The sequence below is a fragment of the Mucilaginibacter achroorhodeus genome (genome assembly GCF_007846095.1).
In the GTDB taxonomy this organism is placed as follows: domain Bacteria; phylum Bacteroidota; class Bacteroidia; order Sphingobacteriales; family Sphingobacteriaceae; genus Mucilaginibacter; species Mucilaginibacter achroorhodeus.
On record NZ_VOEI01000001.1, the window covers coordinates 535,912 to 557,385 of the forward strand.

Consider the following 21,474-nt stretch of genomic DNA (forward strand, 5'->3'; position numbering starts at 1 on the left):
AAATAATTTATTTGGTTTCGGCAACCGGGGCCTCCTGCCTGTCGGCCGGTTTGCGCAGGTAATAATAAGCCAATACATACAGGCACGGCAAGCCCAACAGGAACCCGCCTACTACATCTGTAAACCAGTGAGCTCCGAGATAGATGCGCGATATCGGTATGGTGAAAATTAAAAATGTACTCACAACAATTACCGGATACCTAATCCATTTGGGCACTTTCTCCAACTGCAGCATCAGCAAGATCATAAAACCAAAGAATACCACGTAGAATAGCACATGCCCGCTGGGGAAACTCTGCTGCGCCGTTTTCTTTACAATCCGCACGAGTGTATCAGATGGTCGTGGCCTGTTCACAACGGCCTTAACAATGGTGCTTACCAATCCGCTTAAACTGGTGAGCAGCACAAAGCCCGCTGCTTTTTTATACTTAAATAAAAAAAATATTAAAGCTGTACCTAACACCATTATCACAGACTCTGGCATGTAACCAGGTGTGCTAATGGCATACATTAAGCCATCGATCGTTTCGTTCTGATGTTCCTGTATATCACGTGAGAACCGGACATCGATTGAAAGATCAGGATAGATGTGCACAACCACCGATAACGCCACAAAACCGACAGTGATCAATAAAAGTACAAAAAGCAAAATGCGCTGCCGGCGTTGGTTCATGCGGTTAGATCAGGTCTTTGAAATGTTTATAGTTAGATCTGATGGTATCTACCACCTCATCAGTGCGACCATTCAACATCAGTTTGGTCATGGATAATGCCATACCCTTTACCTGGCTTAATTCTATCTTAGGCGGCATTGCCAGAGCTGCAGGATCGGTCATGATATTGATCACTGCCGGGCCGTTGTACAGGAATGCTTCACGAAGTTCATGTTTGGCTTCATCAGGATCGTTAATAGTGATGCCTCGGATACCCATAGCTTTTGCCACCATGGCAAAGTCAGGGTTATGCATATCGGTTTGCCAGTCTGGTAAGCCAGCCACCTGCATCTCCAATTTAACCATACCTAACGAACGGTTGTTAAAAACGACAATCTTAATCGGCAGGTTATACTGCGTTATAGTAGCAAGATCGCCCAACAGCATTGAAAGGCCGCCATCGCCGCACAGCGCAACCACCTGCCTGTTAGGAAAAGCCAATGCTGCACCAATAGCCTGCGGCATTGCGTTAGCCATTGAGCCGTGATTAAACGACCCTATCATCTTGCGCTTACCGGTAGCATTAATGTAACGTGATCCCCACACGCATGACATGCCCGTATCTACAGTAAATATAGCATCGGTAGCTGCTATCTCATCTAGCAGACTGGCGATATACTCGGGATGAATATTATCCTTTCGGCCTTTATCCTCCACATATATCTTCATGTTCTTCTTCACATCTCCATAAAACTCCATTTGCTCTTTAACAAAACTATCGTCTTCGTTTTGTTTAACAAGTGGCAGTAATGCGGTAAGCGTATCCTTGATATCACCATTTAACCCAACATCTACCTTAGCCCTGCGGCCAATGCGTTCTGGTTTGATATCTACCTGCACTATTTTGCAATCGGTAGGCATAAAAGGTGTATAAGGAAAATCTGTACCCAACAAAACCAGCAATTCGCTCTGGTGCATGGCGTGGTAAGCAGATGGTAAACCTAATAGTCCGGTCATCCCAACTTCGTAAGGGTTATCATACTGAATTTCCATTTTTGAACGGAAGGAGTAAGCAACCGGGGCATGCAACCTTTTGGATAAAGCAACAATCTCGTCATGAGCTTCGCCGGCGCCAATACCGCAGAAAATGGTGATCTTTTTATAGCTGTTCAGCAGTTCGGCGAGTTTCTGTATATCTTCATCAGATGGGCGTATTACCGGGACAGGATTATAATTCACTGTTGATGATGTAATCTCCTCGGTGTCCATACTGGTAACATCGCCCGGCAGGCCAACCACTGCAACACCCTTACGGTGCAGGGCAGCCTGTATGGCCGACTGCATCATCCTTGGGAACTGCTTGGGTGTAGTAGCAACCTGATTGTAATGGCTACAATCATCAAACAATTTAATAGTATTGGTTTCCTGGAAATATTCGGTACCATATTCAAAACTGGCAACGGTTGATGCAATGGCGATAACCGGCGCTTCAGACCGGTGGGCATCGTATAAGCCATTTATCAAATGCACGTGCCCCGGGCCGCTGCTGCCTGCACAACAGGCAAGGTTACCGGTAAGCTGTGCCTCAGCACCGGCTGCGTATGCACCGGCCTCCTCATGGCGAACATGTATCCACTGGATGCTGCCTTCTCTGCGCACTGCATCATTCACCTCATTCAAACTATCGCCGGTTACGGCGTATATACGTTTGATACCCGCGTTCACCAACATCTCTACCAGTTGATCTGCAACATTTGCCATATTCTTAGATTTGATATAGTACAAACCTAATATAGCCGCAGGGGTTTTAAATATTATGAAAAGCAGTATATGAAGAGATGCTCGATTAAAACAAAAAAGCCCTGATGAAAATTCACCAGGGCTTTTTAACTTAAAGAAGTAATATCAATTACTTGCCTTTTTCAGCGTTCTCTTCTTTGTCAGATGCTTTAGGAGCTTCCGCTTCAGGGGCTTCCTCAACTGCCGGAGCAGCTTCGGCTACAGGCGCAGTTTCAACTGCAGTTTCTTCGGTTGCAGCAGGTGCAGCCTCAGTAGTTGCGGCAGCAGCTTTACCTTTACCAGAACCACCACGACGACGTGATTTTTTCTCGGTTTTGGCAGCTACGTCTTTACCGTAAACAGTGTTATAGTCAACCAGCTCGATGATCGCCATTTCAGCGTTGTCACCCAAACGGTTTTCTAACTTAACGATACGAGTGTAACCACCCGGGCGGTTAGCAATTTTCTCAGCAATTTCACGGAACAGGATGTTCACAGTGTCTTTGTCTTGTAAATAGCTAAACACTGTACGGCGAGAGTGGGTAGTATCGTTTTTTGATTTTGTTAACAAAGGCTCAACATACACACGTAAAGCTTTCGCTTTAGCTAAAGTAGTGGTGATACGTTTGTGCAGGATAAGTGATGACGCCATGTTAGACATCATTGCTTTGCGGTGGCTGTCGGTGCGGCCTAAGTGGTTAACTTTTTTTCCGTGTCTCATTTTTTTGTTGTTTGTGGCACGTGCATACCGTTGGGCGGCGGGTTATCGTCAAGCCCTCGGAATTACGCGTTGTTAGTGACTGGTTAATTAGTGATCAGAGATTAGTCACTGTATCCTCTCTGATCTGTTATAAAAAAAATTGGTGATCAAAGACGAGACCAAATCTCTTTTCTCTAATCACCAATCTCTATTACTCTTCGTCTAACTTAAATTTAGACAGGTTCATGCCAAAAGATAAGCCTTTTGATTTAACCAGGTCCTGAATTTCAGTTAATGATTTTTTACCGAAGTTTCTGAATTTCAACATATCAGCAACATCGTAAGAAACTAAGTCTGCAAGGCTACGGATATCAGCAGCTTTTAAGCAGTTAAGCGCACGTACTGAAAGATCAAGGTCAACCAGTTCGGTTTTAAGGATCTTACGCATGTGCAGGATCTCCTCATCAACCTCTTTGGTTTCTTCTTTAGCCTGCGCTTCAAGCATCATGTTCTCATCAGAGAACAGCATAAAGTGCTGGATAAGGATCTTAGCAGCTTGTTTCAATGCATCCTCCGGGTGGATTGAACCATCTGTAGAAATATCAAGGATAAGTTTCTCGTAATCGGTTTTTTGTTCTACACGATAGTTCTCTAAAGTGTATTTAACGTTTTTGATAGGCGTAAAGATAGAATCGATAGCTATCACACCTACTGCTGCATCAGGGTTTTTGTTCTCTTCGTTTGAGATGTAACCGCGGCCTTTAGCAACAGTTAATTCAACCTCAAGCGTTACTGATGAATCCATGTTGCAAACAACAAGATCAGGGTTCAAAACAGTAAAGTTATTTGAGAATTTAGTGATGTCACCTGCAGTAAAGGCATCCTGACCATTAATGATCACAAATACCTTCTCATTATCGCCAGAATCACCTGTTTTCTTGAAACGAACTTGTTTCAGGTTCAGGATGATCTCGGTTACGTCTTCAACAACACCTTTGATGGTTGAAAACTCATGCGTTACACCTGAAATACGTACAGATGTAATAGCATAACCTTCTAATGAAGAAAGTAAGATACGACGCAGAGCATTACCAATGGTTACACCGAAGCCTGGTTCTAACGGGCGAAATTCAAATGTGCCGTCAAAATCGTTCGATTTCTGCATGATAACCTTGTCTGGTTTTTGAAATGCTAAAATTGCCATTTATATCTTGGGTTTATGTTACTACTTGGGTTGGATTTAACCACGAAAATGATTGACAGAATATGCCAATCATTCTCCTGGAAAATATCGTTATTACTTTGAATATAACTCGACGATAAGGTTCTCTTTGATGTTCTCAGGAATCTCATCACGGTTTGGATAGTTAAGGAATTTACCTGATAATTCGGCAGCATCCCACTCTAACCAGCTATATCTGTTGATCTTGCGGCCTGCCACTGAAGTAGTGATAGCTTCAAGAGATTTTGATTTTTCGCGTACGGCAATAATATCGCCCGGCTTAACCTGGTAAGAAGCAATGTTTACTACATTACCGTTAACAGTAATGTGTTTGTGGCCTACCAACTGGCGTGCGCCAGAACGTGTAGGAGCGATACCTAAACGGTAAACAGCGTTATCTAAACGTGCTTCTAAGAACTTTAACAAGTTCTCACCGGTAATACCTTCTTTAGCAGACGCAGTGTGGAATAAGTTTTCGAACTGACGCTCTAATACACCATAAGTGTATTTCACTTTTTGTTTTTCCATCAATTGTACTGCGTACTCAGATTGCTTGCCTCTTCTTTTAGAAGCGCCATGCATACCTGGGCCATAGTTTTTTCTTTCTAACGCCTTATCCGGACCGAAGATTGGTTCACGGAAACGACGAGCGATCTTTGATTTTGGGCCTGTATATCTTGCCATTATATGTGTGTTTTAAAGTATCAAACAGCCCGCAGCTGTTGAATCTTAGCTTTAAAAATTAGTGAATTAAACTCTTCTGCGTTTTGATGGACGGCAACCGTTGTGCGGAAGCGGGGTGATGTCCTTAATAGTAGTTACCTCGATACCGGTTGTTTGTAAGGTGCGGATAGCAGACTCGCGGCCTGAACCAGGGCCTTTAACAAACACCTCTACTTTACGTAAACCCAGGTCATAAGCAACTTTACCGCAATCTGCAGCAGCCTGACCGGCAGCGTAAGGAGTGTTCTTTTTAGAACCTTTGAAACCCATTTTACCAGCTGATGACCAAGAAATAGCCTGGCCGTTTTTGTTGGTAAGGGTGATGATGATGTTGTTAAAAGTAGCGTTGATATGCGCTTCGCCAACAGGCTCGATAACAACGATACGTTTTTTGGTAACTTTTTTAGTTTTAGCCATTTTCTTAATTATTGATCTGATGAATTACTGAATTATCGAATAACTCGGACTCATCAGTCTTTTCGTTTAATTATATTCCTAATGATCAGAGAGTAAGGAACTAATCTCTACTCTCCAATCACTAATCACTTATTATTTAGTAGCTTTTTTCTTGTTAGCAACTGTCTTACGTTTACCTTTACGGGTACGTGAGTTGTTTTTAGTACGCTGACCACGTAGAGGTAAACCTTTACGGTGACGGGTACCACGGTAGCAACCTATATCCATTAAACGTTTGATGTTCAATTGAACTTCTGAACGTAAAGCACCTTCAACTTTTACCTGATCGTTGATGATAGTACGGATGGCAGTAAGTTGATCATCAGACCAATCTTGAACTTTAGTATTGAAATCAATACCTGCCTGGGTTAAAATGTTTTGGGCTGTTGTACGGCCGATACCGTAAATGTAGGTTAAGCCTATCTCGCCTCTTTTGTTCTTTGGTAAATCAATACCTGAGATCCTTGCCATATTTCTAATTTGTGTTTTGAGTGAACAACCGAACGGCGGCTACCGTTGTACGGACTTGTTCCAATTTGTTTTTAATTACCCCTGACGCTGTTTGAACTTAGGATTCTTTTTGTTGATAACATAAAGTTTCCCGTTACGGCGGATGATCTTGCAATCAGCGCTGCGTTTTTTAATGGATGCTCTAACTTTCATCTCGTTGCTTATTTATATCTATAGGTTATTCTACCCTTTGTTAAATCGTATGGGCTCATCTCCAATTTTACTCTGTCGCCAGGTAAAATTTTGATGTAGTGCATACGCATTTTGCCGGATATGTGCGCAATAATCTCGTGGCCGTTTTCAAGTTCAACTCTAAACATCGCATTAGATAATGCTTCGCGAATTGTACCGTCTTGCTCAATCGAGGATTGTTTTGCCATATTTTATTGATTATTACTTGTTTATCCGCCCACCAAAGCGGGACGCAAAATTAATAAAAATTTTTGATTATTTATTTTTTTCTTCCAAAACTTTTTCGATATATGAAAAGGTTGAAAGAACATCAGCCTGGCCCTTTTTTACAGCCACCGTATGCTCATAATGTGCTGATGGTTTTTTATCAACGGTTGATACCGTCCAGCCATCGCTCCAGAACTTAACACCAGCGCGGCCAGCGTTTATCATTGGTTCAATAGCGATCACCATGCCTTCTTCCAGTTTAATACCAGCGCCGCGCTTGCCATAATTAGGCACTTCGGGCTTTTCGTGCAGATGTGTACCTACACCATGGCCCACCAGTTCTTTAACTACACCAAAGCAATGGTTCTCTGCATGCTCCTGCACCGCAAAACCAATATCGCCTACACGCATTCCTGTGGTCGCCTTTTCAATACCTTTGTAAAGGCATTCTTTAGTTACACGTAAAAGTGTAGCGGTAGCTTCAGGTATCTCGCCGATAGGAAAGGTATATGCCGAGTCGCCATAATACTTATTCAGCACCACACCGCAATCAACAGATACTACATCGCCTTCAACAAGTGCATGTTTGCTTGGAAAACCATGCACTACCTGGTCATTAAGCGAAATACATAAAGAGAAAGGAAAGCCGTTGTAATTGAGAAAAGCCGGCACACCTCCATTGTCACGTATAAACGTTTCGGCCAATGTGTTTAGCTCTAAAGTAGTAACACCCGGGGCAATAACCTTAGCTATCTCCCCGAGTGTTTTAGAAACAAGTAAAGAACTTTCTCTTATGAGTTCTATCTCTTCGATAGACTTATAATGGATCTTTGACATGTATTATATTAAATAACAGGCGGCGTTGCACCAGAAGCAGCAGGAACGGCAGTGCGTCCTTTGATCCTGCCTGTTTTCATCAAACCATCGTAATGGCGCATCAACAGGTGGCTTTCAATCTGCTGTAAGGTATCTAATACTACACCAACCAAAATGATCAGTGAAGTACCGCCGAAAAATCTTGCAAAAATGCTGCTCACACCTATCATGCTTGCAAGTGCCGGTATAATGGCAACAATAGCAAGGAAGATAGAACCCGGCAAAGTGATCTTTGAGATAACATCATCAATGAAGCTGGTAGTTGGGTTACCTGGTGCAACACCTGGTATAAAGCCACCATTCTTCTTCATGTCATCAGACATTTGCTTAGGGTTAATGGTAATAGCAGTATAAAAGTAAGTGAACAGGATGATCAATATCGCAAATACCAAGTTATGCTCCCAAGAGTTGTAGTTTGATAAAGCGATAAGGATACCGTTTGAAGCTGCGTTAGGGAAAAACTGTGCAACCGTAGCTGGTATAAACATTAATGCCTGGGCAAAAATGATAGGCATAACACCCGCAGCATTTACCTTTAAAGGTATGTACTGACGAACGCCACCATATTGTTTGTTACCCACAATACGCTTAGCATACTGTACCGCAATTTTGCGTGTACCCTGTACTATAAGTATAGTGAACATAATTACGCCTAACAAAGCAACAATCTCTACAATGAAGGTAATTAAACCACCTGCACCAGTAGTACGGTTGTTAAACTCTGTAACAAACGCTCCAGGTAACTGGGCAATAATACCCACCATTATAATTAATGATATACCATTACCAATACCTTTATCAGTAATCTTCTCGCCCAGCCACATTACAAACAGGGTACCTGCAGTCAAAACGCAAGTATTTAGTATAGTAAAGTAAGGGTTTGAAATAAGCATAGCATCAGCACTTACCTGTGATTTCAGGTACCCGATAGCTTGTAAGCCTGTGATAAGGATAGTTAGATAACGTGTCCACTGGTTGATCTTGTTACGACCGCTTTCACCTTCTTTTTGTAACTTAATAAAGTAAGGTACCGCAATACCTAACAATTGCACCACGATTGAAGCCGAGATGTAAGGCATAACACCCAATGCAAAAATAGAGGAACGTGAAAACGAACCTCCTGCAAACATGTTAAGCAAGCCAACCAGGCCTTCTTTGTTTTGTGATGAGTTAAGCGATGCCGCGTTTACACCCGGCAACACTATAAATGAACCAACACGATAGATCAAGAGAAATAAGAGTGTGTTTGTTATACGCACTCTTAGATCCTCAATTTTCCAGATATTGGATAATGTGGTGAAAAATTTCTTCATTGAAATTACAACTTAACGATGGTACCACCTGCTGCTTCAATTGCTTTTTGAGCAGTAGCAGTAAATGCATGTGCCTTAACTTCTAATTTGGCTTTTAACTCACCACGACCCAAGATTTTAACTACGTCGTTACGTGAAACCAAACCATGTTGTTTTAGCGTATCAAAATCAACTGAAGATAATGAGAATTTTTCAGTTAATGATTGCAACACGTCAAGATTTACACCAACATACTCTACACGGTTAGGGTTTTTAAAACCTACCTTAGGTACGCGGCGTTGTAATGGCATCTGGCCACCTTCAAAACCCACCTTGGTAGATGTGCCTGAACGTGAACCGGCACCTTTATGACCACGGGTTGATGTACCGCCACGGCCAGAACCGGTACCACGGCCAATTCTTTTCCTATTTTTAGTAGAACCTTCTGCAGGTTTCAGATTACTTAAATTCATGATATTAGATATTTTCTACGGCTACCAGGTGGTTAACTTTTCTAACCATACCTATTATAGCTGCAGTAGCTTCAACTTCCACACTGTGGTTAATTCTCTTAAGGCCTAAGGCCTCAACGGTTTTCTTTTGGCGCTCGCTTCTGTCGATAACGCTTTTTATTTGTGTTATTTTAATTTTCGACATAACTGATTATCCGTTAAATACTTTACCTAAACTAATACCGCGTTGTTGTGCTACAGTGTGTGCATCGCGCAATTGAGCCAATGCAGATACGGTTGCTTTAACCACGTTGTGCGGGTTTGATGAACCTTTTGATTTTGCAAGTACGTTGTGTACACCTGCAGATTCTAATACCGCACGCATCGCACCACCAGCAATTACACCGGTACCGTTAGCAGCCGGTTTGATGTATACGAAACCACCGCTGAATTTACCGATCTGATCATGAGGGATAGTGTTGTTGATGATAGGAACTTTTACCAGGTTCTTTTTAGCATCATCAATACCTTTAGCAATAGCTTCAGTTACCTCTTTAGCTTTACCCAAGCCGTAACCTACTACGCCGTTCTCATCACCTACTACCACAATGGCAGAGAAGCTGAAAGTACGGCCACCTTTGGTTACTTTGGCAACACGCTGTATGCTTACCAAGCGGTCTTTTAATTCGATCTCGCTTGATTTTACTCTTTTTATGTTGATTGTTGACATTTCTCTTTCTTATTAAAAGTTTAAACCACCTTCACGTGCACCTTCAGCCAGTGATTTGATACGGCCGTGGTACAGGTAACCATTTCTGTCAAACACTACATCAGTAATACCGGCAGCTTTAGCTTTCTCAGCTACAAGTTTGCCTACAGCTACTGATTGGTCTGATTTAGTACCATTGGCTGAAAACTCTTTTGATTGAGATGAAGCCGATACTAAAGTTTTACCTGTTACATCGTCAATAATTTGTGCATAGATGCCTTTGTTGCTTCTGAATACAGATAAACGTGGGCGGGCTGCTGAACCAGAAAGACGCTTTCTGATACCTTTTTTAATTCTGTCTCTTCTTGATAATTTCATGACGATTATTTTTTAGATGCTGATTTACCTGCTTTTCTTCTCAATATTTCGCCAGCAAACTTGATACCTTTACCTTTGTAAGGCTCTGGCTTACGTAACGAGCGGATCTTCGCAGCTACTTGGCCAATCAATTGTTTGTCAATAGATTCCAGGATGATGGTTGGGTTTTTACCCTTCTCAGCAGTGGTTGAAACTTTAATTTCTTTTGGTAACTCAAATACATAGTGGTGAGAGAAACCCAACACTAAGTCTAAGGTATTGCCTTGGTTGGTAGCGCGGTAACCCACCCCCACTAACTCTTGCGTTACTGTATAACCGTTAGTTACACCTATTACCATGTTATTTAAAAGCGCGCGGTATAAACCGTGTAACGCTTTGTGACGCTTTTGGTCTGAAGGGCGTTTAACCAATAACTGGCTGCCTTCTTGCTCGATAGTGATATCTCTATCAATTGCCTGTTGCAACTCGCCTTTAGGGCCTTTAACCGTTACTACGTTATCATCAGATACGCTAACTGTTACGCCACTTGCAAGTGCTATAGGTGCTTTTCCTACTCTTGACATTTTCTAATTTCCTCCTATTAATATACGTAGCATAAAACTTCGCCACCCACGTTTTGCTGACGTGCTTCTTTATCGGTCATAACACCTTTAGAAGTTGATAGGATAGCGATACCTAAACCATTTAATACACGTGGCATGGTGTCCATACCTGCGTATTTTCTCAAACCTGGTTTACTGATACGGTTAATGCTGCGGATAGCAGGAACTTTAGTTATCGGGTGGTATTTTAACGCCACTTTAATGGTTCCTTGCGGGCCATTTTCCTCAAACTTGTAGTTAGCAATGTAACCTTTTTCGAAAAGCACTTTAGTGATTTCCTTTTTCAGATTTGATGCAGGAATTTCAACAACCCGATGGTTGGCTTTAATAGCATTCCTTACTCTTGTAAGATAATCTGCGATTGGATCTGTATTCATTATTGTTGTTTATGGTAGTGGTTTCCTGCAGGTAACATCCCTGCCGACCTTCTACCGGTTAATTCGTAAAAATTTGGAGCCGCAAAATTACAAAAAAATTCAAAACATACGAATGTATATTTTGAATGCATTTGCGTATCCTATTTTAGTTAAAAGGTGAAAAGTTAAAGGTAAAAGGATTGTTTCATCCTTTGGCCTTTCACCTCTCACCTTCAAGCTTATATTACCAGCTTGCTTTCTTAACTCCCGGTATTTTACCAGCTAATGCCATTTCGCGGAATGTAACACGCGAAATACCAAACTGGCGCATATAACCACGAGGGCGGCCGGTTAATTTGCAACGGTTGTGCAGTTTTACCGGAGAAGCTGCTTTAGGCAATTTGTCTAATGCTTCGTAATCACCAGCCTCTTTTAAAGCTGCTCTTTTTTCAGCAAATTTTGCTACTAATTTGGCACGTTTTACTTCACGAGCCTTTACGCCTTCTTTAGCCATTGCTATTTTGATTTTTAAATGGTAATCCAAATTGTTTAAGTAACTCCAATGCTTCAACGTCGTTGGTAGCAGAGGTTACAAAAGTGATATCCATACCTTGGATCTTGTTGATCTTGTCAATGTTGATCTCAGGGAAGATGATCTGCTCTGTAATACCTAAAGTATAGTTACCGCGGCCATCAAAACCTTTATCGTTGATGCCTTTAAAGTCACGTATACGTGGCAGGGCAACAGCAATTAAACGGTCCAAAAACTCATACATTGTGTTATCACGTAAAGTAACGCGTACACCAATTGGCATACCTTTACGCAATTTAAAGTTAGAGATATCCTTTTTTGATCTTGAAGCAACTGCCTGCTGACCGGTGATGGTAGTTAACTCAGTGATGGTGTTCTCGATAAGTTTTTTATCTGTAGAGGCACCGCCAACACCCTGGTTAATGGCAATTTTCTGCAATTTAGGAACCTGCATTACGCTTTTGTACTGAAACTTATCTTTCAGCGCAGTGCGGATCTCTTCTTTATACTTTGATTTTAATCTTGGTGTGTAAGTCATTACTTAATTTCCTCCCCTGATTTTTTTGATACCCTTACTAATTTGCCGGCATCGTTTGTTTTACGGCCAACGCGGGTTGGTTTACCTGTTTTAGGCTCAACCAGCGCCAGGTTTGAAATGTGTATAGCAGCTTCCTGCTTTACAATCCCACCGTTAGGGTTGGCTGCATTTGGTTTAGTGTGTTTTGAAATCATGTTCACACCTTCAACCACTGCCCTGTTTTTGTCTATGATAACTTCAGTTACCTTACCTTGTGAGCCTTTAGCATCACCGGCAATAACCTGTACCAAATCACCTTTACGGATCTTTAATTTGGCTGGCTTTGTGTTCTTTTTGCTTTCCATATTACAATACCTCCGGTGCTAATGATACAATTTTCATAAACTGTTTCTCACGCAGTTCTCTTGCAACTGGGCCAAAGATACGTGTACCTCTTGGCTCATCCTGGTTGTTTAACAAAACTGCTGCGTTATCGTCAAAGCGGATGTAAGAACCATCTTTCCTGCGTATCTCTTTCTTGGTTCTAACTACTACGGCTTTAGATACAGTACCTTTTTTAACGTTACCTGATGGTAAAGCGCTTTTTACGGTAACCACTATCTTATCGCCAATAGAGGCATATCTTTTACCGGTACCACCTAATACGCGGATAACTAAAACTTCTTTAGCGCCGCTGTTATCAGCTACATTTAATCTTGATTCCTGTTGTACCATGTTATTTAGCCCTCTCTATAATTTGAACTAACCTCCAGTTTTTGTTTTTGCTCAACGGGCGGGTTTCCATAATCAATACGGTATCGCCAATACCACAGGTATTTGTTTCGTCATGAGCCATAAATTTGGTAGTTTTCTTTACGAACTTACCATAGATAGGGTGTTTCACCTTACGTTCTACGGCAACAACAATAGATTTTTCCATCTTATTGCTAACTACAAGGCCGGTACGTGTTTTTCTTAAATTTCTTTCCATTTTTTCCGACGCTTAAAATTAATTTTTAGCAGTGGCTGCTGCCGCTTTGCGTTTTGTTAATTCAGTAGTTAAACGAGCAATGTCTTTACGTACTTTAGTGATACGTGAAGGATTCTCGATAGCTGAAACCGCATGAGCGAATTTAAGCTTGGTAAGAGTTTGTTTCTCTTCGCCCAGTTTCGCTGCCAATTCTTCGGTTGAAAGCTCTATAATTTCTGAGTTCTTCATTTTTTTAAATTAGTTGTTGTAATGTTTAAAAGTTCAAATGTTTTAGTGTTACCTAATAGCGGCTGCAATCAACTCTTTACAACCTTTAACATTTACAACTTTTCAACCTACTGTTTACGCTTCTACGTAGTCTCTACGTGTTACAAATCTGGTTTGCACTGGTAATTTTTGTGCTGCAAGGCGTAACGCCTCTTTAGCAATTTCCAAAGGCACACCTTCGGCTTCAAAAATCATGCGGCCTGGGCGTACAACGGCAACCCAATATTCAGGTGCACCCTTACCTTTACCCATACGTACCTCTGCTGGTTTTTTGGTTACAGGTTTGTCAGGGAAAATCCTGATCCAAACCTGGCCTTCACGTTTCATGTAACGTGTAACAGCAATACGTGCAGCCTCGATCTGACGGCTGGTGATCCATGCCGCTTCGAGTGATTTTATACCGAAAGATCCGAATGAAAGTTCAGCACCACGGGTGGCTAAACCTTTCATCCTGCCTTTTTGCATCTTTCTGAACTTAGTTCTTTTTGGCTGTAGCATTTTGTTAAGCTTTTATATCCTCACGGATATACATTCTACTTTTGTTAATGAAATTATCTCCTTGGACCACCCGGGCGATTGCCGCCTTGTCCACCGCGGTTGTTACCACCCTGGCCACCGCCTCTGCGGTCGCCACCTGGCTTACGGTCGCTACCTCTGCGTTCGCCGCCTCTTTCGCCACCACGAGCATTGTCGCGGCCACCAAAGCCTGCTGCGCCTTCAGGGCGTCCACCTTTACCACTTGGGTTGCTTGTGCTTCCGATATTCGGAGACAAGTCGCGTTTTCCATATACCTCGCCTTTGCAGATCCATACTTTAACACCTATTTTACCGTAGGTAGTTAATGCTTCTGCCAAAGCGTAATCAATATCAGCGCGGAAGGTATGTAACGGAATCCTTCCTTCTTTATATTGTTCGGTACGGGCCATCTCAGCACCACCTAAGCGGCCTGATGTCATCACTTTAATCCCTTCAGCACCCATTCTCATGGTTGAAGCAATTGTAGTTTTCATGGCACGACGGAAAGAGATACGTGCTTCAAGTTGTTTAGCTACACCTTCGGCAACTAACTGAGCATCAAGCTCAGGGCGTTTGATCTCGAAGATGTTGATCTGAACATCTTTTTTTGTTAATTTCTTTAACTCTTCTTTGATCTTGTCAACCTCCTGGCCACCTTTACCTATCACAATCCCCGGACGGGCAGTGTGTATAGTTACAGTAATACGTTTTAAAGTACGTTCGATAACTACTTTAGAAACGCCGCCTTTATTGATACGGGCTGATAAGTATTTGCGGATTTTTTCGTCTTCAACTAATTTATCGGAGTAGTTATTTCCACCGAACCAATTAGAATCCCAACCACGGATAATGCCTAACCTGTTACCTATTGGATGTGCTTTTTGTCCCATCTTAAATTAGTTGTTATCGTTTTTACTATCCACTACAAGTGTTACGTGGTTAGAGCGTTTGCGGATACGGAAACCTCTACCTTGTGGTGCAGGGCGCAATCTTTTTAGCTGACGGCCACCACCTACTGATACTTCTTTTACATAAAGGGTAGTATCTTCTAAACGTACACCTTCGTTTTTAGCTTCCCAGTTTTTGATAGCTGATAACAAAAGTTTCTCTACGCGTATTGCAGCTTCCTTGTTAGTAAATTTTAAGATGCTTAAAGCTTTGTTAACTTCTACACCACGAACCAGGTCAACAACCAGGCGCATTTTACGTGGCGAGGTTGGGCAGTCCTGTAACTTTGCAACAGAAGCGCCACCTGTTTGAGCTTTAGCAGCTTCTTTTTGTTGCCTGATCAGAACAGACTTTTTGATTTTTGTTGTTGCTTCCATTGCGTGTTATTTTTTCTTTTCTGCGTGACCACGGAATGTACGGGTTGGGGCAAACTCTCCCAGCTTGTGACCCACCATGTTTTCTGTTACATACACAGGTATAAATTTGTTACCGTTGTGTACTGCGAATGTATGACCAACGAAATCAGGAGAAATCATGCTACGACGTGACCATGTTTTTACAACCGATTTTTTATTTGATTCATTTAACACCAACACTTTTTTGTCGAGGTTATGATCAATATAAGGCCCTTTTTTAATTGAACGTGCCATTGTTATTTCTTCCTTCTTTCAATGATGTAACGATCTGATCCTTTTTTCTTATCGCGGGTTTTGTAGCCTTTAGCTAATAAACCTTTGCGTGAGCGTGGGTGACCACCTGATGCACGGCCTTCACCACCACCCATAGGGTGATCTACCGGGTTCATAGCAACACCACGAACGCGAGGACGACGACCTAACCAACGTTTACGTCCGGCTTTACCTAACACTGCGTTAGCTTTTTCACCGTTTGACACGGTACCGATAGTTGCCAAACAAGTTGACAAGATCATACGTGTTTCGCCTGAAGGCAATTTGATGATAGCGTATTTGCCATCACGTGCTGACAACTGTGCGTAAGTACCTGCACTGCGTGCAATAGTACCACCCTGACCAGGGTTAAGCTCAATGTTGTGAATGATAGAACCTAATGGGATGTTCTTTAAAGGCATGGTGTTACCAACCTCTGGTGCAGAACCTTCGCCAGATACTACTGTCATACCAACTGTTAAGCCTTCTGGTGCAATCATGTAACGTTTCTCGCCATCAGCGTAGTGTAGCAATGCTATACGTGCTGAGCGATTTGGATCGTACTCAATAGTTGCAACTTTTGCAGGGATATCAAACTTGTTACGTTTGAAATCAATTAACCTATATGCTTGTTTATGGCCACCACCCAGGTAGCGCATAGTCATTTTACCGCTATGGTTACGGCCGCCTGATCTTTTGTTGTTTGCAACAACCAAAGATTTTTCAGGAACGTTTGTTGTAATATCTGAGTTAGATACATCAATCCTGAAGCGGGTACCCGGTGTAACCGGTCTAAATCTCTTTACTGCCATGTCTTATTATATATTGCTGTAAAAATCAATTGTTTCACCATCCTTCAGTGTAATGATGGCTTTTTTGTAAGTGGCAGAGCGGCCTTGTACTGCACCTGCTTTTGTGTTGCGGGTTTTCAGTTTTCCTACATATTTCATTGTGTTAACTGCTGTAATGTTAACACCATACATAGTTTCAATTGCGCTCTTGATCTGAATTTTGTTAGCTCTGTGATCAACTTTGAATGCATAACGGTTAAGCTTCTCAGTTAATTGAGTTACCTTTTCAGTAAGTAGAGGTTTCTTTAAAATTTCCATAATTACTTAGCGAATGCTTCCTCCAAAGTTTTTACAGAACCGGTTGTTAACAAAAGTTTGCCTGCGTTTAACACATCATAAGTGTTTAACTGATCGGCAGTAACAACCTTTGCTCTTTTCAGGTTTCTGCTTGATAAATACACATTGTTATTTGCAGCAGGCAATACCAATAAAATTTTCTCATTGGTAAGGTTAAGGTCCTCTACCAGTTTAACATAGTTTTTAGTTTTAACAGAGTCAAAATTAAAATCTTCCAAAACCACGATATTACTATCCTGTGCTTTGTAAGTTAAAGCTGATTTACGTGCTAATGCTTTAAGTTTTTTGTTCAATTTAAAGCTATAATCACGCGGTTGCGGGCCAAATACACGGCCACCACCGTTAAATAGAGGTGATTTGATGCTACCTGCACGTGCACCACCTGTACCTTTTTGTTTATGTAATTTGCGGGTACTACCTGCAATTTCATTACGTTGTTTTGCTTTGTGCGTACCCTGGCGCTGGTTTGCTAAGAACTGCTTTACATCTAAGTAAATAGCATGATCGTTTGGCTCAACACCGAATACGGACTCAGGAAGCTGCACCTTGGCACCTGTTTCTTTACCTGATACGTTTAATACGTTAACTTCCATCTTACTTATCCACTATAACGAATGAACCTTTAGCTCCAGGTATGGAACCTTTAACTACTATTAGGTTTTGCTCAGCAAAAACTTTAACTACTTGTAAGTTTTGTACTTTAACACGAGCGTTACCGGTTTGGCCGGCCATGCGCATACCTTTAAATACGCGTGATGGCCATGATGACGCACCCAGTGAACCTGGAGCGCGTAAACGGTTGTGCTGACCGTGTGTTTGCATACCTACACCACCAAAACCGTGGCGTTTAACAACACCCTGGAAACCTTTACCTTTTGAAGTACCAACTACATCAACAAAATCACCTGCTGAAAATATCTCAACGGTAACAGTGTCACCAAGAGCTTTTTCATCTTCGAATGTTTTAAATTCAACAAGTTTACGTTTTGGAGTAGTGCCGGCTTTTTCAAAATGGCCTTTAAGGGGAGCAGAGGTGTTCTTCTCTTTTTTCTCGCCGTACGCTAATTGTACAGCGGCGTAACCGTCTGTTTCTACAGATTTTACCTGGGTTACTACGCAAGGGCCAGCTTCGATCACAGTACAAGGAATATTCTTGCCTGTTTCGTCGAAAATGCTGGTCATTCCTACTTTTTTACCAATAATTCCTGACATTTTATTTATTTTATTTGTGCCCATCGAAGCAGTAGGGCTTCGTTCAAGGCAAATTTGTCCCTCTTAAGGGACGGCAAAGATAGAAATTTTGTATTAACTGTCAAATAGTTACTGAATTATTTTTCAATATTTATTGAAGACGTCTTGCGCTTGCAAATGGCTAAATATGAAAGCTATGATTATTAATTTTATAGCTTAATTAATCGCCTTAAGATTTATGAGATCATTTAGTGAAATTAGCATCTTCGATTACTGTGATAGATTGAAAGTCAGCATCAAGACCGAAATTGAGGGAAAAAGCAAAGAATATATTTTAGGTGTAGACGAAAAGCAATTTCAAGACTATTTAATAGATAAATATGTTTTGGAGCCTTTGGCGATAGATTTCCAAAAAGAAATAATTGATATCCCTGTTGTTTCCAAAGAGTGGGTAGAGGATAGGTTTTTTGGAGAAAAACATGAAGTTGAATCGTATAAATTCAAAATTACATATCCGTTTACCGGCTCATCTAAGCTTTTCTCGATAGCTCCGTCGACAAGGCACTTAACATCAAATGAAATAACGGTAGATGAATCCCAGCAAAACGTATCGTTTAGCTTCAAAATGACCAGCCAAAATCCTGAAGAATTTCTTAGAGAAAAAAATGAAGGTAGAAAAAATGCCTTTGTGAATTTGGACAATGTAAATTACGAGGCTCGTCAATGGAACTCCGTTTTACCAAACTTGGTAAAGACCTACTTTGACGACAGAAAGACAAAGTATCAGAAAGAAAATGATTTTTACGCTGCAATCAATATACCAATCAATCAAAATACCAGTTCAGTTTTCACAGCCCCAACAATAAGGAAAAGAGATATACCTCAACCTAAAGTCGACCCAAAAAAGGAATACTCTTCTGAGCCTTTAGTAAGCACTGTTATGTATGAAGATATTCTCAAAATAGTTTATGATACAGGTAAAGGGATGGAAAGAAAGCCATCATTATATATCGGAAAAGATGAAGAAGCTTTAAGAGATATATTTCTTTTATTGCTAGAAACTAGATACGATTCTATTTCAGTGTCAGGTGAAACCTTTAATAGAAGTGGTAAAACTGATATTATATTGAAATATGCAAAAGATGGCTCCAACCTATTTGTTGCGGAATGTAAATTTTGGCATGGATTTAAAGCTTTTCTAGAGACGATATCTCAATTATTTGATCGTTATCTTTCGTGGAGAGATTCCAAAGTTGCGATAATGATGTTCGTCAAAAACAATGATTTTACAAGCGTCATGAAGAACATTTCAACAGAAACTCGAAATCACCCTTATTATGTTAAAGATAACGGTCGTAGAGGCGAAAGTTCATTTAGCTATATCTTTCGTTTACCCCAAGATCCTGACAAGCAAGTCTATTTAGAAGTGATGGCTTTTCATTATGATAAATAAGGACATTGCTTACTATGTCATCAGCCGCTTAATCAGTTCAGCGCTTTGCCTGTTTCCCTCCTCCAGCCTGCCGGTAAAAAAAGATTGCACATCATTAAAGTGCTTCTTATAACCTTCCATGTCCCCATAGCCAATTATGGAGCTCCATTCACGCACAGCCGAGTGAAATTCCAAGTCATCACCACGAATGGTTTTATCGTATAATGCAGTTTCGATTGATTCTTCCAGCAGATCCTCGTTCTTAAACAAGTATTCCGCAATACCCAGTCTTAAACGGAATGGCGGCGTTTGGCAGATGAGGTTATCGTAAGGGTTTACGCCCAAGTGATACCAGGCATCAACCATGCTTAATATACTAAGGTGTGAGTTTGGCTTTTGCTTGTGCGAATTATCTGAAAGGGAGAACTCGCGCATTACGGCATCGTTCAGCATAATGGGTTTGCGACTTTCATGAAATACAAAGTCGCGGGCTTTGTAAAGGCGCTGCCTGAATTCGGCCTCCTCCTCTTTTATCATCAGCTTAAATAGCTCAGATTCTGACATGGCGTATTGCCTTACCTGTTGTTTAGCGTACGGGTTAAGCAGCGCTAATCCTGCGTAAACGTGCGCTTTGTAACTGAATATACGCAGCGTGGTCAGGATCTTTACATTATCGATTCCCCCTACATAAGAAGCATTCTCCCAAGGGAAAAACCCGGCTGATTTCCATGCAGTACCCATGCTTTCGAAACCTACGTGGGTAACCGCCTGCGTATCGGCAACTATCTGGTCGTGCTCATGGTAGTCTTTCATTTCAACCACATCACTACCCACAGCGTTAAAAAGGGCCAGCATATCTTCATAGCCGGTCTTGTCAGTACGGTGAGGTATCAGGATCAGCTTCTGCCCTTTAGGTTCAAATCCGGCACCGTGCATAGCATGAAAGGTAACAATGCGGGCATCTGCAGGCAGGTGTTTCTCAAAAACCGCTATCTCCGGATGTTTAACAGAAGTTTGCCCTGCTACAATGGCGCCATATTTGGTGGCCGGGCCATATTCGGCAACTACCTGTGCCAGCTTATCGGCCTCTACAGAATAGATGATAAGATCGCTTATGCGTGCTACATCTTTACCGTTATCCATCAGGGTTATACCCAACGGATCAAGTTCGTCTTCCAGCCTTTGGCGATTGGCAGGCATATCACATCCTACTACCTTGTATCCGGCTGCGGCAAAAGCTTTAGCGTATAGTTTACCCATATCGCCCAAACCTATCATTCCTATCTGCATAGCATAACTTTGAGAGGGCTAATATAATGCTTTGCATTTATCATCCCTTAATTGTGCATCATTCGCCAATGATGAGGCATTTTATTGGTTGCAGATAACAGAAACTTTAAATTAAATTTTTACGTTTGAAAATAATAGATCATATCCCCAAATCAAATTTTAAAAGATGAAGCTTTCTAACTTGCGTATATTACTGTTATTGACCCTGATATTTAACCTTGGCAATGCCGCGCATGCACAGGATACTACCAAAAAGGCCAATGCTGTTTTAAAGCCAAATCCGTATAAAAGACCAGCAACTACTGCCCAAACTCCTGTTGCATCGCCAGTAAGTACAACGCCGCAACCGCAAAAACCGGTAGATAAAAGTCTGCACGGCCAGTATGCCTATCTGCTAACCAAAATATACAACTACCAGCAGCCGCTTGTAGGTGCATTGGTAAAAAATTATAACGATACGCTTAAGGCAACCCGCAAGCAATTGAAAGATGCACAGGAAACTGCAACAGCGCAGGCTAAAACCATTGATACGCTAAAAAGATCATCAAGTAATAAAGATCAATCATTAGCGGCCTCGCAAGCCAAAGTGAATGAAGTAAGCCTATTGGGCATACCTATTGAAAAAGGCACTTACAACCTGATCATGTGGGGCTTGGTAATTGTGTTTGGTGCCATTGCTGCCATTGTGATAGCCAGATCCGGCGCGCATAGCCGCGAAGCGAAATATCGGGTTAAGCTTTATAACGAGCTGGACGAAGAATATAAAAATTACAAAGCCAAAGCCAACGAAAAGGAAAAGAAACTTGCCCGCGAACTGCAAACCGAGCGTAATAAGCTGGATGAATTAACCGGTAAAGGTTAGCCCCC

Annotated in this window: 34 protein-coding genes; 2 read left to right on the forward strand and 32 right to left on the reverse strand. The window is 41.6% G+C overall.

Annotated elements, in window-relative coordinates:
* Positions 1 to 7: 7 nt before the first annotated feature.
* From FPZ42_RS02475 to rplC, 31 genes are all read right to left on the reverse strand, one after another.
* Positions 8 to 673, reverse strand: coding sequence for a phosphatase PAP2 family protein (locus tag FPZ42_RS02475; RefSeq protein WP_146268906.1), 666 nt, complete (start codon positions 671 to 673; stop codon positions 8 to 10).
* A gap of 4 nt (positions 674 to 677) precedes the next feature.
* Positions 678 to 2,414 carry a thiamine pyrophosphate-dependent enzyme gene (locus tag FPZ42_RS02480; protein ID WP_146268907.1) on the reverse strand — a complete coding sequence of 579 codons (1,737 nt, stop codon included), beginning with the start codon at positions 2,412 to 2,414 and terminating at the stop codon, positions 678 to 680.
* 148 nt (positions 2,415 to 2,562) lie between these two features.
* Positions 2,563 to 3,153, reverse strand: coding sequence for a 50S ribosomal protein L17 (gene rplQ, locus FPZ42_RS02485; RefSeq protein WP_146268908.1), 591 nt, complete (start codon positions 3,151 to 3,153; stop codon positions 2,563 to 2,565).
* Positions 3,154 to 3,343: 190 nt separating this feature from the next.
* Complete coding sequence (locus FPZ42_RS02490; RefSeq protein ID WP_146268909.1) at positions 3,344 to 4,336, reverse strand: DNA-directed RNA polymerase subunit alpha; 993 nt, start codon at positions 4,334 to 4,336, stop codon at positions 3,344 to 3,346.
* Between the two features lie 93 nt (positions 4,337 to 4,429).
* Entirely contained in the window at positions 4,430 to 5,038 is a 609-nt protein-coding gene (gene rpsD / locus FPZ42_RS02495) for a 30S ribosomal protein S4 (protein WP_146268910.1), read from the reverse strand.
* Positions 5,039 to 5,104: 66 nt separating this feature from the next.
* Complete coding sequence (gene rpsK, locus FPZ42_RS02500) at positions 5,105 to 5,494, reverse strand: 30S ribosomal protein S11 (RefSeq protein ID WP_095703479.1); 390 nt, start codon at positions 5,492 to 5,494, stop codon at positions 5,105 to 5,107.
* A gap of 132 nt (positions 5,495 to 5,626) precedes the next feature.
* A complete protein-coding gene (gene rpsM, locus FPZ42_RS02505; RefSeq protein ID WP_146268911.1) occupies positions 5,627 to 6,004 on the reverse strand; it encodes a 30S ribosomal protein S13 in 378 nt (125 codons plus the stop codon).
* 75 nt (positions 6,005 to 6,079) lie between these two features.
* Positions 6,080 to 6,196 carry a type B 50S ribosomal protein L36 gene (ykgO, locus tag FPZ42_RS02510; protein ID WP_022833269.1) on the reverse strand — a complete coding sequence of 39 codons (117 nt, stop codon included), beginning with the start codon at positions 6,194 to 6,196 and terminating at the stop codon, positions 6,080 to 6,082.
* A gap of 8 nt (positions 6,197 to 6,204) precedes the next feature.
* Positions 6,205 to 6,423, reverse strand: a complete 219-nt coding sequence (gene infA, locus FPZ42_RS02515) for a translation initiation factor IF-1 (RefSeq protein ID WP_022833270.1) — start codon at positions 6,421 to 6,423, stop codon at positions 6,205 to 6,207.
* Positions 6,424 to 6,490: 67 nt separating this feature from the next.
* The gene (gene map, locus FPZ42_RS02520) at positions 6,491 to 7,279 is read right to left on the reverse strand and encodes a type I methionyl aminopeptidase (RefSeq protein WP_146268912.1); all 789 of its coding nucleotides are present in this window, start codon (positions 7,277 to 7,279) and stop codon (positions 6,491 to 6,493) included.
* Positions 7,280 to 7,287: 8 nt separating this feature from the next.
* Positions 7,288 to 8,631, reverse strand: a complete 1,344-nt coding sequence (secY, locus tag FPZ42_RS02525; RefSeq protein WP_146268913.1) for a preprotein translocase subunit SecY — start codon at positions 8,629 to 8,631, stop codon at positions 7,288 to 7,290.
* A gap of 5 nt (positions 8,632 to 8,636) precedes the next feature.
* Positions 8,637 to 9,083 carry a 50S ribosomal protein L15 gene (gene rplO, locus FPZ42_RS02530; RefSeq protein WP_146268914.1) on the reverse strand — a complete coding sequence of 149 codons (447 nt, stop codon included), beginning with the start codon at positions 9,081 to 9,083 and terminating at the stop codon, positions 8,637 to 8,639.
* Positions 9,084 to 9,087: 4 nt separating this feature from the next.
* Positions 9,088 to 9,267, reverse strand: a complete 180-nt coding sequence (gene rpmD / locus FPZ42_RS02535; RefSeq protein ID WP_095703474.1) for a 50S ribosomal protein L30 — start codon at positions 9,265 to 9,267, stop codon at positions 9,088 to 9,090.
* Between the two features lie 6 nt (positions 9,268 to 9,273).
* Entirely contained in the window at positions 9,274 to 9,792 is a 519-nt protein-coding gene (gene rpsE, locus FPZ42_RS02540; RefSeq protein WP_146268915.1) for a 30S ribosomal protein S5, read from the reverse strand.
* Positions 9,793 to 9,804: 12 nt separating this feature from the next.
* Positions 9,805 to 10,149, reverse strand: a complete 345-nt coding sequence (rplR, locus tag FPZ42_RS02545; protein WP_146268916.1) for a 50S ribosomal protein L18 — start codon at positions 10,147 to 10,149, stop codon at positions 9,805 to 9,807.
* A 5-nt stretch (positions 10,150 to 10,154) separates the two neighbouring features.
* Entirely contained in the window at positions 10,155 to 10,712 is a 558-nt protein-coding gene (gene rplF / locus FPZ42_RS02550) for a 50S ribosomal protein L6 (RefSeq protein ID WP_146268917.1), read from the reverse strand.
* A gap of 17 nt (positions 10,713 to 10,729) precedes the next feature.
* On the reverse strand, positions 10,730 to 11,128 hold the full coding sequence (rpsH, locus tag FPZ42_RS02555; RefSeq protein ID WP_095703470.1) for a 30S ribosomal protein S8: 399 nt from the start codon (positions 11,126 to 11,128) through the stop codon (positions 10,730 to 10,732).
* Between the two features lie 223 nt (positions 11,129 to 11,351).
* Positions 11,352 to 11,621, reverse strand: coding sequence for a 30S ribosomal protein S14 (gene rpsN, locus FPZ42_RS02560; RefSeq protein WP_146268918.1), 270 nt, complete (start codon positions 11,619 to 11,621; stop codon positions 11,352 to 11,354).
* Entirely contained in the window at positions 11,614 to 12,177 is a 564-nt protein-coding gene (rplE, locus tag FPZ42_RS02565; protein ID WP_146268919.1) for a 50S ribosomal protein L5, read from the reverse strand. Before rplE ends, rpsN begins: the two co-directional genes overlap by 8 nt.
* Positions 12,177 to 12,521, reverse strand: coding sequence for a 50S ribosomal protein L24 (gene rplX, locus FPZ42_RS02570; RefSeq protein WP_146268920.1), 345 nt, complete (start codon positions 12,519 to 12,521; stop codon positions 12,177 to 12,179). Before rplX ends, rplE begins: the two co-directional genes overlap by 1 nt.
* Position 12,522: 1 nt before the next feature.
* On the reverse strand, positions 12,523 to 12,891 hold the full coding sequence (gene rplN / locus FPZ42_RS02575) for a 50S ribosomal protein L14 (protein ID WP_073405786.1): 369 nt from the start codon (positions 12,889 to 12,891) through the stop codon (positions 12,523 to 12,525).
* 1 nt (position 12,892) lies between these two features.
* Complete coding sequence (gene rpsQ, locus FPZ42_RS02580) at positions 12,893 to 13,147, reverse strand: 30S ribosomal protein S17 (RefSeq protein ID WP_146268921.1); 255 nt, start codon at positions 13,145 to 13,147, stop codon at positions 12,893 to 12,895.
* An 18-nt stretch (positions 13,148 to 13,165) separates the two neighbouring features.
* Positions 13,166 to 13,375, reverse strand: a complete 210-nt coding sequence (rpmC, locus tag FPZ42_RS02585) for a 50S ribosomal protein L29 (RefSeq protein WP_095703465.1) — start codon at positions 13,373 to 13,375, stop codon at positions 13,166 to 13,168.
* A gap of 114 nt (positions 13,376 to 13,489) precedes the next feature.
* On the reverse strand, positions 13,490 to 13,912 hold the full coding sequence (rplP, locus tag FPZ42_RS02590) for a 50S ribosomal protein L16 (RefSeq protein ID WP_146268922.1): 423 nt from the start codon (positions 13,910 to 13,912) through the stop codon (positions 13,490 to 13,492).
* Between the two features lie 53 nt (positions 13,913 to 13,965).
* On the reverse strand, positions 13,966 to 14,820 hold the full coding sequence (gene rpsC / locus FPZ42_RS02595; protein ID WP_146268923.1) for a 30S ribosomal protein S3: 855 nt from the start codon (positions 14,818 to 14,820) through the stop codon (positions 13,966 to 13,968).
* 6 nt (positions 14,821 to 14,826) lie between these two features.
* A complete protein-coding gene (rplV, locus tag FPZ42_RS02600; protein WP_095703462.1) occupies positions 14,827 to 15,255 on the reverse strand; it encodes a 50S ribosomal protein L22 in 429 nt (142 codons plus the stop codon).
* 6 nt (positions 15,256 to 15,261) lie between these two features.
* On the reverse strand, positions 15,262 to 15,528 hold the full coding sequence (rpsS, locus tag FPZ42_RS02605) for a 30S ribosomal protein S19 (protein ID WP_095703461.1): 267 nt from the start codon (positions 15,526 to 15,528) through the stop codon (positions 15,262 to 15,264).
* 2 nt (positions 15,529 to 15,530) lie between these two features.
* The gene (gene rplB, locus FPZ42_RS02610; protein WP_146268924.1) at positions 15,531 to 16,358 is read right to left on the reverse strand and encodes a 50S ribosomal protein L2; all 828 of its coding nucleotides are present in this window, start codon (positions 16,356 to 16,358) and stop codon (positions 15,531 to 15,533) included.
* A 6-nt stretch (positions 16,359 to 16,364) separates the two neighbouring features.
* Complete coding sequence (gene rplW, locus FPZ42_RS02615; RefSeq protein ID WP_146268925.1) at positions 16,365 to 16,655, reverse strand: 50S ribosomal protein L23; 291 nt, start codon at positions 16,653 to 16,655, stop codon at positions 16,365 to 16,367.
* 2 nt (positions 16,656 to 16,657) lie between these two features.
* On the reverse strand, positions 16,658 to 17,287 hold the full coding sequence (gene rplD / locus FPZ42_RS02620) for a 50S ribosomal protein L4 (protein WP_146268926.1): 630 nt from the start codon (positions 17,285 to 17,287) through the stop codon (positions 16,658 to 16,660).
* A 1-nt stretch (position 17,288) separates the two neighbouring features.
* Entirely contained in the window at positions 17,289 to 17,906 is a 618-nt protein-coding gene (rplC, locus tag FPZ42_RS02625) for a 50S ribosomal protein L3 (RefSeq protein WP_146268927.1), read from the reverse strand.
* A gap of 217 nt (positions 17,907 to 18,123) precedes the next feature.
* On the opposite strand from rplC, the gene FPZ42_RS02630 reads away from it, so the two are divergent.
* Positions 18,124 to 19,338: a hypothetical protein gene (locus FPZ42_RS02630; protein WP_146268928.1), complete on the forward strand. Its 1,215-nt coding sequence runs from the start codon at positions 18,124 to 18,126 to the stop codon at positions 19,336 to 19,338.
* Between the two features lie 12 nt (positions 19,339 to 19,350).
* Here the strand turns inward: FPZ42_RS02630 and FPZ42_RS02635 are convergent, their stop codons facing one another.
* Entirely contained in the window at positions 19,351 to 20,607 is a 1,257-nt protein-coding gene (locus FPZ42_RS02635; protein ID WP_146268929.1) for a prephenate dehydrogenase, read from the reverse strand.
* A 166-nt stretch (positions 20,608 to 20,773) separates the two neighbouring features.
* On the opposite strand from FPZ42_RS02635, the gene FPZ42_RS02640 reads away from it, so the two are divergent.
* On the forward strand, positions 20,774 to 21,469 hold the full coding sequence (locus FPZ42_RS02640) for a hypothetical protein (protein WP_146268930.1): 696 nt from the start codon (positions 20,774 to 20,776) through the stop codon (positions 21,467 to 21,469).
* Positions 21,470 to 21,474: the final 5 nt, after the last annotated feature.

Coding starts and splice junctions, on each gene's coding strand:
- rpmD (WP_095703474.1), bottom strand. CDS start 9,267: ATGTCGAAAATTAAAATAACACAAATAAAAAGCGTTATCGACAGAAGC.
- rpsQ (WP_146268921.1), bottom strand. CDS start 13,147: ATGGAAAGAAATTTAAGAAAAACACGTACCGGCCTTGTAGTTAGCAAT.
- rpmC (WP_095703465.1), bottom strand. CDS start 13,375: ATGAAGAACTCAGAAATTATAGAGCTTTCAACCGAAGAATTGGCAGCG.
- rpsD (WP_146268910.1), bottom strand. CDS start 5,038: ATGGCAAGATATACAGGCCCAAAATCAAAGATCGCTCGTCGTTTCCGT.
- rplC (WP_146268927.1), bottom strand. CDS start 17,906: ATGTCAGGAATTATTGGTAAAAAAGTAGGAATGACCAGCATTTTCGAC.
- rpsC (WP_146268923.1), bottom strand. CDS start 14,820: ATGGGACAAAAAGCACATCCAATAGGTAACAGGTTAGGCATTATCCGT.
- ykgO (WP_022833269.1), bottom strand. CDS start 6,196: ATGAAAGTTAGAGCATCCATTAAAAAACGCAGCGCTGATTGCAAGATC.
- rplN (WP_073405786.1), bottom strand. CDS start 12,891: ATGGTACAACAGGAATCAAGATTAAATGTAGCTGATAACAGCGGCGCT.
- FPZ42_RS02640 (WP_146268930.1), top strand. CDS start 20,774: ATGAAGCTTTCTAACTTGCGTATATTACTGTTATTGACCCTGATATTT.
- rplE (WP_146268919.1), bottom strand. CDS start 12,177: ATGACTTACACACCAAGATTAAAATCAAAGTATAAAGAAGAGATCCGC.
- rplW (WP_146268925.1), bottom strand. CDS start 16,655: ATGGAAATTTTAAAGAAACCTCTACTTACTGAAAAGGTAACTCAATTA.
- FPZ42_RS02480 (WP_146268907.1), bottom strand. CDS start 2,414: ATGGCAAATGTTGCAGATCAACTGGTAGAGATGTTGGTGAACGCGGGT.
- rplQ (WP_146268908.1), bottom strand. CDS start 3,153: ATGAGACACGGAAAAAAAGTTAACCACTTAGGCCGCACCGACAGCCAC.
- infA (WP_022833270.1), bottom strand. CDS start 6,423: ATGGCAAAACAATCCTCGATTGAGCAAGACGGTACAATTCGCGAAGCA.
- rplX (WP_146268920.1), bottom strand. CDS start 12,521: ATGGAAAGCAAAAAGAACACAAAGCCAGCCAAATTAAAGATCCGTAAA.
- FPZ42_RS02630 (WP_146268928.1), top strand. CDS start 18,124: ATGAGATCATTTAGTGAAATTAGCATCTTCGATTACTGTGATAGATTG.
- rpsS (WP_095703461.1), bottom strand. CDS start 15,528: ATGGCACGTTCAATTAAAAAAGGGCCTTATATTGATCATAACCTCGAC.
- rplB (WP_146268924.1), bottom strand. CDS start 16,358: ATGGCAGTAAAGAGATTTAGACCGGTTACACCGGGTACCCGCTTCAGG.
- rpsM (WP_146268911.1), bottom strand. CDS start 6,004: ATGGCAAGGATCTCAGGTATTGATTTACCAAAGAACAAAAGAGGCGAG.
- rplV (WP_095703462.1), bottom strand. CDS start 15,255: ATGGAAGCAACAACAAAAATCAAAAAGTCTGTTCTGATCAGGCAACAA.
- FPZ42_RS02635 (WP_146268929.1), bottom strand. CDS start 20,607: ATGCAGATAGGAATGATAGGTTTGGGCGATATGGGTAAACTATACGCT.
- FPZ42_RS02475 (WP_146268906.1), bottom strand. CDS start 673: ATGAACCAACGCCGGCAGCGCATTTTGCTTTTTGTACTTTTATTGATC.
- rplF (WP_146268917.1), bottom strand. CDS start 10,712: ATGTCAAGAGTAGGAAAAGCACCTATAGCACTTGCAAGTGGCGTAACA.
- rplO (WP_146268914.1), bottom strand. CDS start 9,083: ATGAATTTAAGTAATCTGAAACCTGCAGAAGGTTCTACTAAAAATAGG.
- rplR (WP_146268916.1), bottom strand. CDS start 10,149: ATGAAATTATCAAGAAGAGACAGAATTAAAAAAGGTATCAGAAAGCGT.
- rplD (WP_146268926.1), bottom strand. CDS start 17,287: ATGGAAGTTAACGTATTAAACGTATCAGGTAAAGAAACAGGTGCCAAG.
- FPZ42_RS02490 (WP_146268909.1), bottom strand. CDS start 4,336: ATGGCAATTTTAGCATTTCAAAAACCAGACAAGGTTATCATGCAGAAA.
- rpsK (WP_095703479.1), bottom strand. CDS start 5,494: ATGGCTAAAACTAAAAAAGTTACCAAAAAACGTATCGTTGTTATCGAG.
- rpsH (WP_095703470.1), bottom strand. CDS start 11,128: ATGAATACAGATCCAATCGCAGATTATCTTACAAGAGTAAGGAATGCT.
- secY (WP_146268913.1), bottom strand. CDS start 8,631: ATGAAGAAATTTTTCACCACATTATCCAATATCTGGAAAATTGAGGAT.
- rpsE (WP_146268915.1), bottom strand. CDS start 9,792: ATGTCAACAATCAACATAAAAAGAGTAAAATCAAGCGAGATCGAATTA.
- map (WP_146268912.1), bottom strand. CDS start 7,279: ATGTCAAAGATCCATTATAAGTCTATCGAAGAGATAGAACTCATAAGA.
- rplP (WP_146268922.1), bottom strand. CDS start 13,912: ATGCTACAGCCAAAAAGAACTAAGTTCAGAAAGATGCAAAAAGGCAGG.
- rpsN (WP_146268918.1), bottom strand. CDS start 11,621: ATGGCTAAAGAAGGCGTAAAGGCTCGTGAAGTAAAACGTGCCAAATTA.